The 17,139-nt window shown below is 50.1% G+C and carries 10 protein-coding genes; 3 read left to right on the top strand and 7 right to left on the bottom strand.

Translation table 11 applies throughout. The features are described from left to right. Window positions 1-88 precede the first annotated feature (88 nt). The 3 genes from WMW72_RS20630 to mutT all read right to left on the bottom strand — a co-directional run bounded on the left by WMW72_RS20630 (window position 89) and on the right by mutT (window position 3,178). The gene (locus WMW72_RS20630; RefSeq protein WP_341417445.1) at window positions 89-1,348 is read right to left on the bottom strand and encodes an ABC transporter substrate-binding protein; all 1,260 of its coding nucleotides are present in this window, start codon (window positions 1,346-1,348) and stop codon (window positions 89-91) included. 352 nt (window positions 1,349-1,700) lie between these two features. After that, the gene (locus WMW72_RS20625; protein ID WP_341417578.1) at window positions 1,701-2,723 is read right to left on the bottom strand and encodes a LacI family DNA-binding transcriptional regulator; all 1,023 of its coding nucleotides are present in this window, start codon (window positions 2,721-2,723) and stop codon (window positions 1,701-1,703) included. Window positions 2,724-2,788: 65 nt separating this feature from the next. After that, window positions 2,789-3,178: an 8-oxo-dGTP diphosphatase MutT gene (mutT, locus tag WMW72_RS20620; protein WP_341417444.1), complete on the bottom strand. Its 390-nt coding sequence runs from the start codon at window positions 3,176-3,178 to the stop codon at window positions 2,789-2,791. Between the two features lie 140 nt (window positions 3,179-3,318). On the opposite strand from mutT, the gene WMW72_RS35635 reads away from it, so the two are divergent. After that, the gene (locus tag WMW72_RS35635) at window positions 3,319-3,402 is read left to right on the top strand and encodes a putative holin-like toxin (RefSeq protein ID WP_423227575.1); all 84 of its coding nucleotides are present in this window, start codon (window positions 3,319-3,321) and stop codon (window positions 3,400-3,402) included. Between the two features lie 364 nt (window positions 3,403-3,766). On the opposite strand, the gene WMW72_RS20615 is transcribed toward WMW72_RS35635, so the two are convergent. Both WMW72_RS20615 and WMW72_RS20610 read right to left on the bottom strand, forming a co-directional pair. Further along, window positions 3,767-4,549 (bottom strand): hypothetical protein, encoded by a 783-nt coding sequence (locus WMW72_RS20615; protein ID WP_341417443.1) that lies wholly within the window; start codon window positions 4,547-4,549, stop codon window positions 3,767-3,769. A gap of 11 nt (window positions 4,550-4,560) precedes the next feature. Continuing rightward, window positions 4,561-7,314, bottom strand: a complete 2,754-nt coding sequence (locus WMW72_RS20610; protein ID WP_341417442.1) for an AAA domain-containing protein — start codon at window positions 7,312-7,314, stop codon at window positions 4,561-4,563. Window positions 7,315-7,487: 173 nt separating this feature from the next. On the opposite strand from WMW72_RS20610, the gene WMW72_RS20605 reads away from it, so the two are divergent. After that, entirely contained in the window at window positions 7,488-8,066 is a 579-nt protein-coding gene (locus WMW72_RS20605; RefSeq protein WP_341417441.1) for a TetR/AcrR family transcriptional regulator, read from the top strand. A 37-nt stretch (window positions 8,067-8,103) separates the two neighbouring features. Further along, on the top strand, window positions 8,104-9,078 hold the full coding sequence (locus WMW72_RS20600; protein ID WP_341417440.1) for an aldo/keto reductase: 975 nt from the start codon (window positions 8,104-8,106) through the stop codon (window positions 9,076-9,078). A 61-nt stretch (window positions 9,079-9,139) separates the two neighbouring features. Here WMW72_RS20600 and WMW72_RS20595 read toward each other — a convergent pair whose 3' ends face one another. After that, window positions 9,140-9,301, bottom strand: a complete 162-nt coding sequence (locus WMW72_RS20595; protein WP_341417439.1) for a hypothetical protein — start codon at window positions 9,299-9,301, stop codon at window positions 9,140-9,142. 69 nt (window positions 9,302-9,370) lie between these two features. Beyond that, window positions 9,371-17,110: a GLUG motif-containing protein gene (locus tag WMW72_RS20590; protein ID WP_341417438.1), complete on the bottom strand. Its 7,740-nt coding sequence runs from the start codon at window positions 17,108-17,110 to the stop codon at window positions 9,371-9,373. Between the last annotated feature and the right edge of the window lie 29 nt (window positions 17,111-17,139).

Below are 17,139 nucleotides of genomic sequence, written 5' to 3'. Positions count from 1 at the left end.
ACAGCTATGGGGCTCTAGCTGCGGGAACTTCGTACTAACACCTAGCCATAGCCCCATAGCGCCTGCCTACACGGTTAAGATGCCTCCGTTACTTCCGGCTAGCCACCTTGTCCCATTCTTTGTCGAGCGTAGACAAGTATTGATCAATGTCTTTCTTCTGAAGGAAATCTTGAATAATCGCACTCAAATTCATCGCGCCTGGAATGTAGTGATCCGCAAAGTCAACCAGGCTGCCGCTCTCAAATGCGCTGTTAAGATCCGCTACGCTTGCATCCGACTGCACGACCCCTTTGATCGTGGAGAAGGCTTTTTGCTCATCGATGTAAGCTTTGGAGTTTTCAGGCTGCAGCAGGAAGGCAATGAACTTCTTGGCTTCTTCCTTATGCTTGGTTGATTTGGAGATCGTGAGCAACGTATCTACGCCGGACACGAGCTTGTTTTTGGCCGCATCGTTAGTCGACGGGAACGGGAAGATGCCGAGCTCCATCGATGGATTGGCTTTTTTAATTTCTGGAATCGCCCACACGCCCTGGATATACATCGCTGCCTCGCCTTTGGCGAAGGCTACGTTGCCGTCGTTGTACCCTTTGCCGAAGGCGTCCTTCTGGCCATAGTCGAGAATTTTCAGCTGCTTCTCGGCAACCTCGCGGAAAGAATCCTTGAAGGCAACTTTGCCGTCCTTCCGATCCTTGAAGAAATCAAGTCCGACAATACCCGGCTCCAGGGAGTTAAACAGAACTAGAGAAGTCCAAGCATCCTTAACCGTCAGGTAAAACGGAGTTTTGCCGGCCGCTTTGATTTTGTCTGCTGCTGCGATCAGCTCATTCCAGGTTTTTGGAATGTCAATGCCAAGCTCCTTGAACATAGCCTTGTTGTACAAAACACCGCTTGCATTGGCAGAAAAGGGAACACCATTCAGTTCAGCAGAGCCGGTTTGCTTGTTGAGCATGTCGATATAAGCCGGTTGTACATTGCTTAGGAGGGCGTCGTTGGTAAAGTTATCGAATACCCCGCTTTGAGAAAGGGAAATATACGTATCGTTAGCGCCAAGTCCGATGACATCCGGCAGATCCTTCTTAGCGAGCCGTGTTTTCAGAACGGTCTCCGCATCCGGCGGGTTCACTTGAGTAACTTGAATGCTAGGATTGGCCTCGTTGAATTTGGTAATAAGCTTGTTGAAGCTATCCTTGGCTTCCAGCTTGTTTTGGAAAAACTCAATCTTGACCGTACCGCCAGCTCCGGCCCCGGCACCTGTGCCGCCTTCGCTTTTGTTGCCCCCGCTACCACATGCACTAAGCATGGAAACCATCAACGTACCCGCTATAACCGTATGCAAAGTCTTCTTCATGTCATGTCCCCCCACGGTATGAGTTTTATAGATTAAACGTTTACGTAACCTTGAAAACAAAAGAATTACCTTAGCTCTAACTTCCCCAAATCAGAACGGCACTATTCATTTCCCTGGATAGTAAACGTTTACTCTAACAACAAAAAAAACATTGGTAAAGCTTCCTATTCTTTTTTTTAATCGAATTTCATGTAAACGTTTACTCTAACATTTCACTGAAGAAAATATAATCCTAAATAAATGATTTGTCAAGCTAAAGTCATCCAGTAAATCTTCTGCTGTTTCCCCTTGATTTTTGAAAAATCTGTATTGGAAGACGCCAATAACACGCTCGCCGATCACGCAAGCCGTCTTAATCGTTCCCGATCGTACCAACTGTTTCTCTCTCCACAATGCTATGAGGAACGAGCTGGTTCTCCGCAACAACTCCCGTCATAATCATGCTGATAAGCTTCGCTGCGGCCACTTGGCCCATCGCAAATAACGGCTGCTGTACGGTCGTAAGAGCAGGCACTGACATCTGGGCGAGCTTGACGTTATCGTATCCGACCAGTGACAAATCCTGCGGCACCTTAACTCCATGCTTCGCGGCAGCGGAAAGAACGCCCAGCGCTGTCTCGTCGCTGGCAGCGAATACGGCCGTGACCTCCGGAGCCTTCTGCAGAATCTCTTCCATCCCCCGGTATCCGCCGTCAAACAAGAAATTCCCATGCACAAGATACTTGCTGTCAAACGGAATTCCGTGATCTGCAAGCGCCTTCAGGTAACCTTGGACTCTGGGACGTCCGGCAATCGGGTCCTTCTCCGTGCCACTAATCATAGCTATCCGGCGGTGACCCTTGCCAATTAAATAAGTGACCGCATCATACGAAGCCTGCCAGTCATTCACCTTCACATAGGGAACGGAAGCATACGGCGATTCCGAAGCTACCAGCACGACAGGAATTTTCATGGCCTGGATGACCTCGTAATATTCCGGCTTGAGCACCTCGCTGGTATAAATAATGCCGTCCACCTGCTTCTCCCTCAGCACCTGCAAATACTTCAAGGTACGGCTGCCATCCGCATCCGTATTACATACGATCACGCTGTAATCATGGCTTTGGGCGTACTCCCCGATCCCCTGAAGAATGTCTGAAGAAAATTGGACGGAAACCTTGGGCAGCAATACCCCAATGGTTTGCGTTCTCTTGTTGATTAGCCCTCTTGCAATGGCATTCGGCTGATAATTGGTCTCCTTGATGGCCTCCATGACCTTCTGCCGCGTCTTGTCCGAATAACCGGTCAAATTATTCAGCACTCGGGACACCGTGGCGATGGATACCTTGGCTTTCTTAGCTACATCCTTAATGGTTGCACTATGGGTAGGTTTCACTTCATTCAACTTCCTCTTCCTTCGATACCTAAAATATAGTGGCAGAGCAAGAGGTTGTCAACTTCTCACTGCACCAGTTGTCTCAGCATATCCACAAACTTAACATCTGCCGGGGCGAATAGATACTCCCCCAGCTCCTCCAGCCGGATCCACCTGTACGCATCATGATCAATTAAAGCTATTTCTCCGCTGAGGTAAGCGGCTTTGTAAGCAATCAGGCGAACACAAACAGAGCCGTAGTCATGGTCATTCGTGGCGAAATAAGCATACGGATCGATCTCGATCTGCATCTCCTCCCGCAGCTCTCGGCGCAGGCATTCCTCCGGCGACTCCCCTCTCTCGAGCTTTCCGCCAGGGAATTCCCACAAGCCTTCCTGGGACTTCCCTTTCCTTCGTCTGGCGATCAGAATCTGTCCCTGTTCATTCTCAATAATAGCTGCGGCCACTTCGAGCATGTCTATCACGTCCTGTTCAATCATTGTATACGCTGTTGGCCATCTAGTATTCCAGTACTGTCCATTTAGGCTATTATCAGGGAGCAATAGAATAGGCTTGTAAGGGCGGTCGGCTACCTCTCGGAAGGGAGGGATGCCCCATGACCGTATACGAAGCGCTGATGATCATGCTCACGTTTGGTCTGCTTATCGTAGCATTGCTGTCGTTTAGAAATAGGAAATAGACCGCCCTCGGCCAAAGGATGCGGTCTATTTGCTGATCGAATCACCGATTTAAGCCTACCGCCCTTAAAAGCGGCTATTGCTCGGAGAGTCGTGTTACCAGCACGGCTCTCTTTGCATTGTACGCTATTCTTACTGCAAGTATACCACAGAGGAGTGGGAACTGAAATGTAGAGCTCGGGCCTTAGCTAAGTTTTCTGGCGCTTGACCCTAGGTACATCCTACTCTAGACCCTCGAGTCGATCTCCACTTTCATCCAAGCCTATGCCGTGCAGCTAGAAAGATACAAGTTTATTTGGCATCAAAAAATACATCAGGTTAACTTAATCATTGTTCTCTTAATTAAAGAAGTCCAAAAACATATTGTCATTTCGATTTACTAGTTCTAGCTAATAGTTTCACTAGGTAGAACTGTAAGAAAATAGCTAGGGAAATTAATGATGGCTTGATTGCTAAAAAAATAAATGGCACAACAATAATTCCAAATGTATAAGCCCAAGGTTTAATTCCAAGGCTCCTTCTTATTTTACCTTCTATTAGGATATTGAAAATTGATAGAAAAATGAGACCTGAAAGCAACAGCGCAAAATACTTTGCTACAATATTAATTTTATACGAAGTAAAATCTATCTCTGAGAATTCTGAAATGAATGCACCAAAAAGAAGTACTATTAGTACGATAGAAATCATAGGAAAAAATGGTCTAATGACTTTGGCTATAAGAGCAAAGATTTGATCAATGAGCAGGGGTTTACCTCCAAATGTAGGGTAGCTATCTAACTCAGAAGCAATAACTCTTTTTAACGTATTAAGTGCTGCATCTGAGCGATTCACGTAGTATAGTCTCAATTTTTGCTTAACTTCCCACGATAAATAACAATAACCTTCCCCCAATTTTTCTATGAGTTTATCCAGTGCGGACTGACTTTTGTCACCCATTTGATATACAATTATCGCAGCCTCAATTTTTCCGAGCATTTCTCCAGTCTTAATTCTTATTGGTTGAATTTGCTTGTCATCATCAGAATACATGCCTAAAAATGTTTTATAAAGAAAGGCAAATAAACCAATGCATAGTGTCACATAAAATTTTGAAGTCCCGTCTAACTTAGTGAAGGAATCATATATTTCGTACAATTGATTTAGCATTAACACAACTCCTATCCATCCATATCTAACACCCTATCCAAAGCCCCCCGAACCTTCTCGATCTCATTCGAGCCCGTCGTCGGCAGCCGTAGCAAAGGAAACTTCTTTTCTTCACAGATCCTAGTTTTCAGTCGATCTCGCTCCATTTGATCTGGATTATTCCGATGACTGGCAAAGCCATCTACCTCAATGGCCAGCAGCGGCTGCTTATTGATGCCATCATAGACAACAAAGTCGAACGAAGCTTTGTTTTGAATATACTTTTTCTCCCGATCACTAAGGCCGTCAGTCTCTCTGAATATATCCTTTAGGTAGATCTGCATGTTGAAGTAAACACCTTTATACCTCTCTTCACTAACGATATCTGTCATCACACGCCACATAATATTCTCAGACTTATATTTCGATTGGTTTCCTATCCTACTATGTAAGTAGTTCAATCGCTTAGAATACTCGGAATACAAGAGGTCGAAGACAGAGATCAGTTCACTTTGAATAACATGCTCATGAAGTGTTTGGTACTCGATGTAACGTATCAAATTACCTATATCTTTTCTTGAATTACGGAATAACTTATGGTCCGTTACCAGAATGAACTGCTTCTGAGCTCTAGATACCGCTACATTTACTAGGCAAGAATTTTCAACAAAGTTCTTCCCAATCTTTCCACTCCGGGTTTGGTCCAGCACCGTAGACATGATCATGACGGGTTTCTCGCGTCCTTGATATTTATGAACCGTATCGATTTCAATGTCCTCCTCAAGCTTGTCGGTCGCTTCGGTAACTTGCAAACGATACGGCGTTGTAAATCCGATATCTTCATTTGATATATCCTGCAGCTGAAGTTCCTTCAAGATCTCCTCTTTCACTACATCGATTTCCCGGTGGTTAAAGCTGCCTTTCTTTCCCTTAATCGTCACTCTTTGCATGTGATTTCCAGCAGCCGTATAATGCAGCTTGATGGGAACATCCGATTCGGCCTGTGGCGTGAATGGAATCAACTTATTGTCGTAGTACTGACTATTGCAAAAGCCTATGATCTGAGGATGACATCTATAATGTTCTTTCAATATGACTTTAGGGATGTTCTCCCCATATATGGTAAGCATGGATGATAATAAACTATGTCTAAAATAGTCATAACCTTCCTCGACATGCGTGACCTTTAAGTGTTTTTGAATGTTTTCATCTACGATCTGGGGAAGTTGTTTCGTATCGCCTACAATGATGATCTGTTTGCAGCAAGACATAGCCAATGCTCCTGTCAACAGATCTACTTGAGACGCTTCGTCCACAATCACATAATCAAACAGAAACTGTTCTGGAATGCATGAGCGTAAGGAATGTGTAGTACTGAGTAGGATAGGAAAGTGAGTAACAAACTCACTGATATTCTTTTTGTAATTTTGTTGATTGCCCCTGTATGCAGCTTTATCTTGATATTTCTGATGAAGCCTATGTTTAAATAAAGTGGCTGAATAGAACTCATGTTTTTTGATCAGCGTTTGGAATGATTCCTTCTCAAGCTCCAACTTCATGTCGTTACTCTGCTTTTCTAGGGCAGCAATCTTGGAATAGTAATATTTCTTTTGAAAGCTTGTGATTAGATCCAACCGATTCTTTTTTAACTTGCTAAAATCAACAAACCCATACTTGAAAAACAGCTTCGCATGTTGTAACAAACGAAAGGCCCGATTCTCCATCAAATTTTCATCAGCCAGAAATGCAATGATCGTTTCGGGAGTCTGGCGTCTATAAAACAGACGCTGCATTTCTTCAAAATTTTGTTCATCATGATGGACATGGAAATGCTTTTGTTCGAGGCGGTACGCAGCAATCTTCTGATCATGCTTGGCTTTCCGGTTGGCAATCTCTAATAACCGGTTAAGACGTTCTGACAATTCACTTATAGTTCTAATAAGCTCTTCTTCCGGGATCTCACTCTGCCAATCGGCTACATCATGCTGAGGTAGATTCTCAAAAAAAGCTTGTTTGTTTTTCTTATTGCCTAGCGAAGCGACAAGGAACCCATACCCATTCTTATGCAGCTTATCCTTCACGTTCTGTACAGCTGCGTTGTTGCCTGAGACGACCGCTACCGTTTTACACTGCACAACCGTTAAGTTAGCAAGGATATTAAGGATCGTTTGTGTTTTACCTGTCCCCGGTGGTCCTTCTATTATTGAGACCTTACTGACAAAGGCTTGTTCGAGCGCTTGTTTTTGACTCAGATTGAAACTGAATGGAAAGATCACTGGAGTTGTTGTCGGTTCTGACTGTGTGATTGACGATTTATTCATATACATGGCCAACACACTATCCTTAGGTACATCATTCATATTGGCAAATTGTTTTTTCAGTAGACCCTCTTGTTCTTCATCTGTCTTGATATTCTGAGCGATGTCTTCCCAATAATTCATGAGTCCGACGATCGGGCTCGAATTCGTATTCTTAGACTCGATGCTGACCAGAGAGCTGTCATAGATCTGAGTTTGCTGGTTTTTGAAAAACACCTTATGAAGCTCACCAAAATCAAGAACTTCCTGTACGTTTCGGAGTGGAATCCCCTCATAGTATACGTTTTGTGTACTAGCATCCAAAGCAGTCGGGGCGGTAAGTACCTTGATCTTTTGTGTTGCGTATTCATAGGTTCTTTCACTGTTCTTAAATCGAACACACACTTTATCTTCCTCAATGGTATAGGCAAAGATGTCTTTCGTCTGATCACCTTTATTTGTAACAATTAGTACTTCCCGCTCATTCATGGTATAAGTCCCTTAGTTCAAATTTATTATGGTTATATAGGTAGTATAGCTCATTTATTCCTATTCCTTCTAGACGAGTCTGCTCCTGCATCCATAAAAAGCTTAAAAAGTTTTGGACCAACCAATACAAAACATGCTATACTCTTATCAAACCCTCACAGGAGGCAGCAGCTATGGTCAGACCCCTGGAATTCGACAACAAGCAAGCCCTTCGCGCTGCCATGCAAACCTTCTGGACCAAGGGTTACGATGGCGCGTCCCTGCCCGATCTGCTGCTGGCTATGGATATCAGCCGATCCAGCCTGTACAACACGTACAAGGACAAGCCAACCTTGTTCCAGCAGACGCTGACCTACTATCAGCAGACCATCGGTGCGTCTAAGCGTGAGGCCTTGACCAAAGCCCCTTCGGCAAAGGAAGGAATCTGGCAGTATTTCTACCGGCTGCTGGAGGTGGCTCTGTCCGAGGAGTTCCCGGGCGGGTGTTATTTCACCAATATCGCCACCTCGCTGGAGACAGCCGACGAGCAGACAAGGCAGCAAATAGAGGACAGCCTCCGGTCGCTGGAGCAGCTGTTCTACGAGACGTTACGGCGCGGTCAGCAGCAGGGGGAGTTCGATCCCGAGCAAGATATGCGGAAGAAGGCCGCCCTGCTGCTCGGCCTGAGCCAAGGCCTTAACGTTCTCTCTCGCGTGTACAAGGACAGAGAGCGGTTTGAACCTATGATTCACGCCGCATTGGAAGACCTTTAATCGGAGTCCCCATCAACCCACAGAGGAGCTGGAGAAGATGAACTATCGGCGTCTTGGAAAAAGCGGTCTGCAAGTATCGGTGCTCGGCATAGGCACGAATGCATTTGGCAGAAGGGCGGATGTGGATACCTCCACGAGGCTGATCCATCAAGCCTTGGACTATGGGATTAACTTCATTGATACAGCCAATATCTACACTGGCTCCGAGTCTGAGAAAATTATCGGGCAGGCACTTGTAGGCAAGCGGCATGAGGTCGTGCTGGCTACGAAGGCAGGCTTAGTGCGGGGATCAGGTCCCAACGCCAGCGGCTCCTCGCGCATTCATCTGATGCAGGAGCTGGACAACAGTCTGAAGCGCCTGAAGACCGACTATGTCGATCTGTACCAGATTCACACCTTCGACCCGTATACACCGCTCGAAGAGACGCTGCGCACCCTGGACGATCTGGTTCGGTCGGGAAAAGTCCGCTACATCGGCGCGTCCAACTACGCCGCCTGGGAGCTGATGAAGGCGCTGGGGATCAGCGACTGGAAGGGGCTCGCTCGGTACAGCTCCATCCAGCTCAGCTACTCGCTGGCCGACCGGACTCCGGAGCAGGAGTTGATCCCGGTGAGCGTGGACCAAGGACTGGGAGTAATCCCATACTTCCCGCTGGCTGGCGGTATTTTGAGCGGCAAGTACAACGACGCTGATAGCATTCCGGCTCAGGCGCGGTCCCAGACGGAGCCCAGCTTCAATAATTTCCTGAATGAGCGGACGCTCAACCTCGGGAGACAAGTCAGCAAGCTCGCTGCCGAGCACGGCTACACGCCTAGCGCCCTCTCCCTGGCCTGGCTCATGACAAGACCTGCGGTCTCGACCGTGATCGTAGGCGCTACGCGTCCCGAGCAGCTAATGGACAACCTCCAGAGCGTAGCGATCCAGCTCACCCCCGAGATTATCAGCGAATTGGATGAGATCAGCGACTCGTTCCGCTACGGCAAGCCGTTCGCCTTCTACCGGCTGCCTTAACGCACAAGAAAAAAGCAAGCTATCGCCTGAGAGAGGCGGCAGCTTGCTTTTTTGCCTAAACTTACTTAATCCAAACGGAGACGACGTTATTGACCTTCAGACGGTTGACCACCACTGGGGTGACCCGATTACCGGCTTTTAAAAGCAGGACGTTCTGCTTGTTATAGATATCTTCAGCCAAAATCTTACCGACAATATATTCGGTGACGATTGCTTTCTTCATGCCTTCACCCCCTCGCGGGAGCCAGGTACCCGGCAAGTTTGTTCACTGTAAGATCCAGTCATCCGTGATTCACCATAATTTCTTCAACTGCAGCGCTCTTAGGATAACTGTCGCCGCTTCCGCGCGTGTGCTGTTGGCTTGCGGCCTCACGGTACCGTCCTCGTATCCGTTCATCAAGGCTTGGGCCGTTGCGGTCGCTAGCGCCGTCCTAGCCCAGTCGGAGATGTCCGCGTTATCCGCAAAACTCCCTTTATTCTCCGTAGCATCGATGTGAGCGGCGCGAATGATGATCGCGGCCATTTGCTCCCGGGTGATAAGGTCATCTGGACCGAAGGTGCTCGCATCATAGCCGGTAACAACCCCGAGCGAGGCTGCCACTTCAATGGCACTTCGCGCCCAGTGAGCCTCCGTATCGGCGAATGTTTGGCCTGTCTGAGCTTGAAGCTGGAAGGCTTTGACGATGATCGTGACAAACTCCGCTCTCGTGATGCTGTTATTCGGCTTAAACGTACGGTCCGAATAGCCATGAATGACGCCGAGTTTGACTAACTCGCGAATACTTGTTTCAGCCCAGTGCCCCTGGATATCCCCTAGATCCACGACTTCTGTCGGAGGATTGGTTGTTACCTTTTTATCCGAAGCCAGTGCAGCGAACTTCGTAAACTGACGAACGGTTCCCGACACCTTACCGGTCGTCTGGTCCACTTGCTGGTCATCCAGCGGCAGCCATGTGCGCTTCTTTTCATCCCATCCATATAGACCGACTGTGGATTTCGTGAAATCCACCTTAGATTTGTCATAAGGCAAGGTAAGGACGACAGATTTATGAAACTCACCAGCCGTATCCTTCTTGATGTCGAAAATGTCGCTCACCAAGCTCAAGACAAGGCCAGTAGGCATGGTGGAGGTGTCACCTAACTTATCTACCGTAACCTGAATATCGCGCTCTATGGCTCCGGCCGGTACTTCAATATGGACCCCATTCAAGGTTAACGTTCCCCCGCTAGGCGCGTAAATGATTCCCGTGTTGCTCGGACCGCCACCGCCGCCTCCACTGCTGCCAGTATTGGTCGGAGTAACGGGCAAGTAGAAAACATACTTAGTGAAATGCTTCGTCCATACGACCATATCCTCGCCAAGCGTAAGTTTGGCCTCACCGCCTGGAGCGATCTCGCGATCTGCAGTTGCCTGGGTATCTGATGTGATGGAAGCCGTGATCGGAATAACCCCGCCATTGCTTACATAACCTGCTAACTTGCCCCCCTGCTTAGGGAACAGCAGGCGAATGGCCGTATCAAAAGTTAACGTGACATCCGGCGAGCCTATTTCGATGACTCCGCTTACCCTACTACCGCTGACGGATATACTTTCGTTGCTCTGTATTTCCGGCAGGAGGATCATGCCGTCCCAGCCTTCCGGAGCTGTCACTTTCGTGCCTTCTGGAATGATGACCGTGATCGGTCCTTGGGCAGTCTCCGCGTAGACTTCGATCAAGGGAAGAATGACCTCTTTGTTCGAACCTGCCACAACCGGCGTGACGGCAATCTTGGCATTCGTTACACCCTGTGGAACGGTAATGGTTACCGGATCGCTCGTTACAGGAATTGACGTGTCCGTGACAGCCGTGATGGCTATGGCTCTTTTGACCGTCACGCGATAAATCCGCTTCGTGATGCCGTCTGGTGCCGTGACTTCGATGGGAATGATCGTGCTGCCCACAGGAAGTCGGATTTCTTTGGACATTGTCGGCTCAGCATCTATTATTACACCCGCATGGGTCACTTCAGGAAGAGCCTTTACCGTTAGGGTCTGCACACGATTTCCCACAGACAGGGTGTAATCCAGGATATCCCGGTTGAACATCAGATCCGCGTTGCCTACTTGTAAGGATTGCAGATGAGCATTGCTGTAGGCCGCAGAGGTTCGATTTACGAACACGAGATACGTCTGACTGGAGCCGTCAACAGCGGTTAGGACTAGCTCCAATCGGTTACCGCCTACAGCGAGAGGAATCGGATCGGTCCCCACACCGCTGGTTATTTGAAAAGGACCTGTTACTAGCACATGATCACTGTTGTACAAGCTGCCTACGATGCGGGTATGGCTATCATAAGCGCTGGCCGTCACGCTAATACTCGAAATGGCGTAACTCACCTTATACTGGTATGTGGTTCCCGTGACAGAATCAGCCACGAGGGGCACTCCCCCGCCCGTCAGCATCAAGCTGCTTAGACTCGGGCTGCCTCCTACAACACCAGACTGCGTAACCACCACCGTATAGGAGGCTCTCGTTCCATCCTGAGCCGTGACGGTGTACGTGAGTGGGGAAGTAAAGTCGTTCGCCGTCGTGCCGCTAACTTGCGGGATGGAGCCTACGGTCACCGTAGATCCAGCCGAGTTGGTAAATGTCGCCACTAGGGACGTTACTGCTGTTCCGTTCGGTACAGTTAGAGCGATCTGAGTACCATTAATGATGCCTACTATAGGTGGCGTTAAGCCTTGGAAACTGAAGGCCGTCAGGTCCTTGGCGCTGTTTGCCGCGGTTGTCACCGTAACTGTCCAGCTCTGCGTGCTGCCGTCCGCAGCTTTCACTACATAAACAACTGGAGCCGTGAAATCGTTCGCGGTCGTGCCACTCACTTGATCCACGCCGCCGACCTTCGCCGATGCTCCTGCGGATAAGCCGAACGTGGACACCAAGCCATTCAAGCTAGTTCCATGCACTACTTCAATCGCCACTGTATGCGCGACCGCATCAATCACTGCAGCTCCCGTTTGCTCAGCGAAGCTGAACGACGTGATTTCCTTCGCGCTGCTCATGGCAATGCTGACCGTAACCGTCCAGTTCTGTATGCTGCCGTCCGCCGCTTTCACCACATAAACGACTGGAGCCGTGAAATCGTTCGACGTAGTGTCGCTTACTTGATCCACACCACCGACCTTAGCCGAAGCTCCTGCGGATACACTGAACGTGGACACCAAACCGTTCAAGCTAGTTCCATGCACTACTTCTATCGCTACCGTATGCGCCGTAGCATCAATCACGGCTGCTCCCGTTTGCTCAGCGAAGCTGAACGACGTGATTTTCTTCGAGCTGCTCCCCGCAACAGACACCGTAACCGTCCAGTTCTGTGTACTACCATCCGCCGCTTTCACCACATAAATGACTGGGGCGGTGAAATCGTTCGCCGTCGTACCGCTCACTTGATCCACAGTGCCGACCTTAGCCGAAGCTCCTGCGGATACACTGAATGTGGACACCAAGCCGTTCAAGCTGGTCCCATGCGCTACTTCAATTGTCACCGTATGCGTCGTCGCATCAATCACAGCTGCACCGGTTTGCTCAGCGAAGCTAAACGCCGTTAGTTCCTTCGCACTGCTCGCCGCAACGGATACCGTAACCGTCCAGTTCTGCATGCTGCCGTCAGCCGCTTTCACCACATAAATGACTGGTGCGGTGAAATCATTCGCGGTCGTGCCGCTTACTTGGTCCACACCGCCAACCTTAGCCGAAGCTCCTGCGGATACACTGAACGTGGATACCAAACTGTTCAAGCTGGTTCCGTGTGCGACTTCTATCGCTACTGTGTGCGCGACTGCATCAATCACAGCAGCTCCCGTTTGCTGAGCGAAGCTGAACGACGTCAATTCCTTCGCACTGCTCGCCGCAATACTGACCGTAACCGTCCAGTTTTGCGTACTACCATCAGCCGCTTTCACCACATAAACGACTGGAGCCGAGAAATTATTCGCAGTTGCGCCACTTACTTGATCCACACCACCGACCTTCACCGAAGCTCCTGCGGATAAACCGAACGTAGACACCAAGCCGTTCAGGCTAGTTCCATGCGCTACTTCTATCGCTACCGTATGCGCGACCGCATCAATCACAGCCGCTCCGGTTTGCTCAGCGAAGCTGAACACCGTCAATTCCTTCGCACTGCTCGCAGCTACGCAGACCGTAACCATCCAGTTCTGCGTACTGCCGTCAACTGCTTTCACCACATAAATAACTTGTGTGGTAAAATCATTGGCGGTCGAGCCACTCACTTGATCCACACCACCGACCTTCGCCGAAGCTCCCGCCGATACACCGAACGTAGACACCAAGCCGTTCAAGCTAGTTCCATGCGCCACTTCTATCGCTACTGTATGCGTGCCAGCATCAATCACGGCCGCTCCCGTTTGCTCAACGAAGCTAAACGACGTGATTTCCTTAGCACTGCTCGCCGCAACACTAACCGTAACCGTCCAGCTCTGCGTGCTGCCGTCAGCCGCTTTTACCACATAAACGACTGGGGCAGTGAAATCATTCGCGGTCGTACCGCTTACTTGATCCACACCACCGACCTTCGCCAAAGCTCCTGTAGATACACTGAACGTAGACACCAAGCCGTTCAAGCTGGTTTCATGCGCTACTTCTATCGCTACTGTATGCGCGAACGCATCAATCACAGCCGCTCCCGTCTGCTCAGCCAAGCTGAACGACGTGATTTCTTTCGCACTGCTCGCCGCAACGGATACCGTAACCGTCCAACTCTGCGTGCTTCCGTTCGCTGCTTGCACCACATAAATAACTGGTGCGGTAAAATCATTCGCGGTCGTGCCGCTTACTTGATCCAAACCACCGACATTAGCCGTAGCTCCTGCCGATACACTGAACGTAGCCACCAAACCGTTCAAGCTAGTTCCATGCGACACTTCTATCGCTACCGTCTGTGCACCAGCATCAATCACAGCCGCTCCCGTTTGCTCGGAGAAACTGAACGACGTGATTTCCTTCGCACTGCTCGCCGCAACGGACACCGTAACCGCCCAGTTCTGCGTGCTTCCGTCCGCTGCTTTCACTACATAAACGACCGGGGCGGTAAAATCATTCGCCGTCGAGCCACTTACTTGATCCACACCACCGACCTTCACCGAAGCTCCTGCCGATACACTGAACGTTGCCACCAAGCCGTTCAAGCTAGTTCCATGCACCACTTCTATCGCTACTGTGTGCGCGACTGCATCAATCACGGCAGCTCCCGTTTGCTCAACGAAGCTAAAAGACGTGATTTCCTTCGCACTGCTCGCCGCAACGCTGACCGTAACCGTCCAGCTCTGCGTGCTGCCGTCCGCAGCTTTCACCACATAAACGACCGGAGTCGTGAAATCATTTGCCGTCACTCCACTAACCTGATCCACACCACCGACCTTCGCCAAGGCTCCTGCCGATACACTGAACGCTGCCACCAAACCGTTCAAACTAGTTCCATATGCCACTTCAACAGCTACTGTGTGCGCCGTCGCATCAATTACGGCCGCTCCCGTTTGCTCAGCGAAGCTAAACGCCGTGATTTCCTTCGCGCTGCTCGCCGCCACCGTCACGGTATAGGTAACCTTGGTCGTCCCGTCCTGCGCGGTGACGATGATCTTCTGCTCCGAAGTCAAGACGGTCGCTACTGTCGTGCCGTCCGCTTCGTAGATCTCAAAGGTCGCATCGGCCGCCGTTGTGATCGCAGCCTTTAAGGAAGCTAACGTTGTGCCATACGGAATGCCGGTTATGCTTTCATTGGTTGTCCCGCCCGTGCTGACGGTCCCAATCGTGGAGGTCAGGGTCGCTATCGTGCTGACGGGCTTCCACTTGGCATACAAGGTCGTATCCGATGTGATCGTATACAAATCCCCTGGGCGATACGAACTGCCGCTGCCATCCGCTTGCGTGTTCCATCCGTCGAAGACGTACCCGGTCTTGGATATATTCAGCACTCCGGAATAAACCCCGGCTTTGGTCCCGGGCATGTAGGAATGGTTGGCCGGCGCCGTTCCGCCGGTATGCTTGTTCCCGTCATAATCCAGATAGGCCTGAATAGCCCGCAGATAAGGGTAGCCGCCATTATGCCTAGCATCGATGGCCCAGGTGTTCAAGAAGTCCCAACGATGAGCCATATCAGCTTCATACGTGCTCTGATCCTGCATCTCTGCCGTTACTTTGCCGGTACCCGACCCTGTGCCCGGCTGTCCGGTGGTGACCGTATCATAGAAGCTATTGACCGTCAGAGCATAGATATCTTCACCGATGAAGCCTCCTACGTTGCTGCTTCCGCTGACTTTCCCTGAGACGTAGCTGTTACTGATGTTCCCGTAAGCGGTGATGCCGATGAGCCCGCCGACTTGTGTACTTCCATCGTCTCCGCTCACTTTCCCTGAAGCGTAGCTGTTGCTGATGGCGTTAAACATATGATAGCCGACTAAGCCTCCGACGCCTTCGACTCCGCTCACATCTCCGGAGGCGAAGCTGGTGCTAATTGGTTGATCGTTCGTGTAGCCAACCAGGCCACCGACAAAATGGGCTCCGCTCACTTTGCCCGAAGCATAGCTGGCCTGGATCTCTCCATGATTGTCACCCACCAGGCCGCCTATGCTAAAGCTATCCCCACCGGCGCTCACATTCCCCAAGGCATAGCTATGGCTGATAAGCGCATTCTGGTGGTAACCCACCAGCCCGCCAATATAGAGACCTCCGTCCTCTCCCTTAACATGCCCGGAAGCGTGGCTATAGCTGATCGCGCCATCCTGGTCATGACCCACTAAGCCACCTACATACATGAATCCGTTCACCTCACCAGAGGCCGGGCTGTTGCTGATTTCTGCGGATTCGTTACGGCCTGTCAGACCGCCTACATAGTTGCTGCCTTGGCCACTTAGGACAGCGCCTGATGCCTGACTGTCGCTAATCTTCCCGAATAGATTTTCTCCCACCAGGCCACCGACAAGATTACTAGAATTGCTTCCTTTCACCTCACCTGAAGCATGGCCTCCACGGATGGTTCCACGGAGATTCCGGCCGATCAGGCCGCCTACGTGCTCTTCTCCGCTTACGTTTCCTGTGGCGTAGCTATCGGTGATCTCTTCCCCCGTCGATTCATTGCCGACCAAGCCGCCGACTCTAGTCGTTCCACTGACATGACCTGATGCGTAGCTGCTGATAATTTTGGTCGAGTCATTCACACCCACCAGGCCGCCTACGTTTTTACTTCGCCTGCCGCCGCTCACATCCCCTAGAGCATAGCTGTTACTAATCTTCCCATCGGAGACCCCGCCAGCCAAGCCTCCGACCTCGGTGCTATTTCTTCCCCCCTTGACCACGACAGAAGCATAGCTGTTGCTGATCTCCCAAGCCGATCCGGTCGAGTTACCGACCAAGCCCCCTAATTGAACACTATTGTCAGCACCGGTCACCGTTCCTAAGGCGTGACTACCGTCAATCTGACCGCCCGCGTTATAACCTAACAGACCGCCGACATTATACATGCCGCTTACATTCCCTGAGGCGTAGCTGCTGCTGATGCTTCCTCCATTGTTGTATCCGACCAATCCCCCTGTGAATTGCCAGCCTTTCACCGAGACTTGCTCCAGCTTCATACCTGAGACTGTACTATCCGTATCGATGTAGCCGAACAGACCCGAATAATCCGCGTCAGGCCTATTGATCGTCAATCCCGTAATGGTGTGGCCGTTGCCATCCATGTGCCCTTGAAAGGGAGTATTGTCATCTCCGATCGGGGCCCAGTGGGAATAGCCGCTCAGATCTATATCGCCGTTCAGCTTGAAATACAGGCCGGGCCCCAGATAGCTCCCCCTGATCTTATTTAACTGATCGGCCGTTCCGACAAGATAGGGGGTTCCCGAGGAACCATCTCCGCTAAAGTCGCCTGCACCTGCGGCGTATGCTTTGCCGCTTCCCCTGAAGCCTCCCATACCGGTTCCCAACACCATCATCACCGTCAAGAGCATGATCATGACTTTATTTCCTGATGAGCGCATTCCATTTCTCCTCTCCATCTATAGCTTCT

This window comes from Paenibacillus filicis (genome assembly GCF_038070315.1).
Classification (GTDB): Bacteria; Bacillota; Bacilli; order Paenibacillales; family NBRC-103111; genus Paenibacillus_G; species Paenibacillus_G filicis.
This window is presented reverse-complemented; position numbering and strand designations above follow the sequence as displayed.

Coding starts and splice junctions, on each gene's coding strand:
- WMW72_RS20630 (WP_341417445.1), bottom strand. CDS start 1,348: ATGAAGAAGACTTTGCATACGGTTATAGCGGGTACGTTGATGGTTTCC.
- mutT (WP_341417444.1), bottom strand. CDS start 3,178: ATGCTCGAAGTGGCCGCAGCTATTATTGAGAATGAACAGGGACAGATT.
- WMW72_RS35635 (WP_423227575.1), top strand. CDS start 3,319: ATGACCGTATACGAAGCGCTGATGATCATGCTCACGTTTGGTCTGCTT.
- WMW72_RS20615 (WP_341417443.1), bottom strand. CDS start 4,549: ATGCTAAATCAATTGTACGAAATATATGATTCCTTCACTAAGTTAGAC.
- WMW72_RS20610 (WP_341417442.1), bottom strand. CDS start 7,314: ATGAATGAGCGGGAAGTACTAATTGTTACAAATAAAGGTGATCAGACG.
- WMW72_RS20605 (WP_341417441.1), top strand. CDS start 7,488: ATGGTCAGACCCCTGGAATTCGACAACAAGCAAGCCCTTCGCGCTGCC.
- WMW72_RS20600 (WP_341417440.1), top strand. CDS start 8,104: ATGAACTATCGGCGTCTTGGAAAAAGCGGTCTGCAAGTATCGGTGCTC.
- WMW72_RS20595 (WP_341417439.1), bottom strand. CDS start 9,301: ATGAAGAAAGCAATCGTCACCGAATATATTGTCGGTAAGATTTTGGCT.
- WMW72_RS20590 (WP_341417438.1), bottom strand. CDS start 17,110: ATGCGCTCATCAGGAAATAAAGTCATGATCATGCTCTTGACGGTGATG.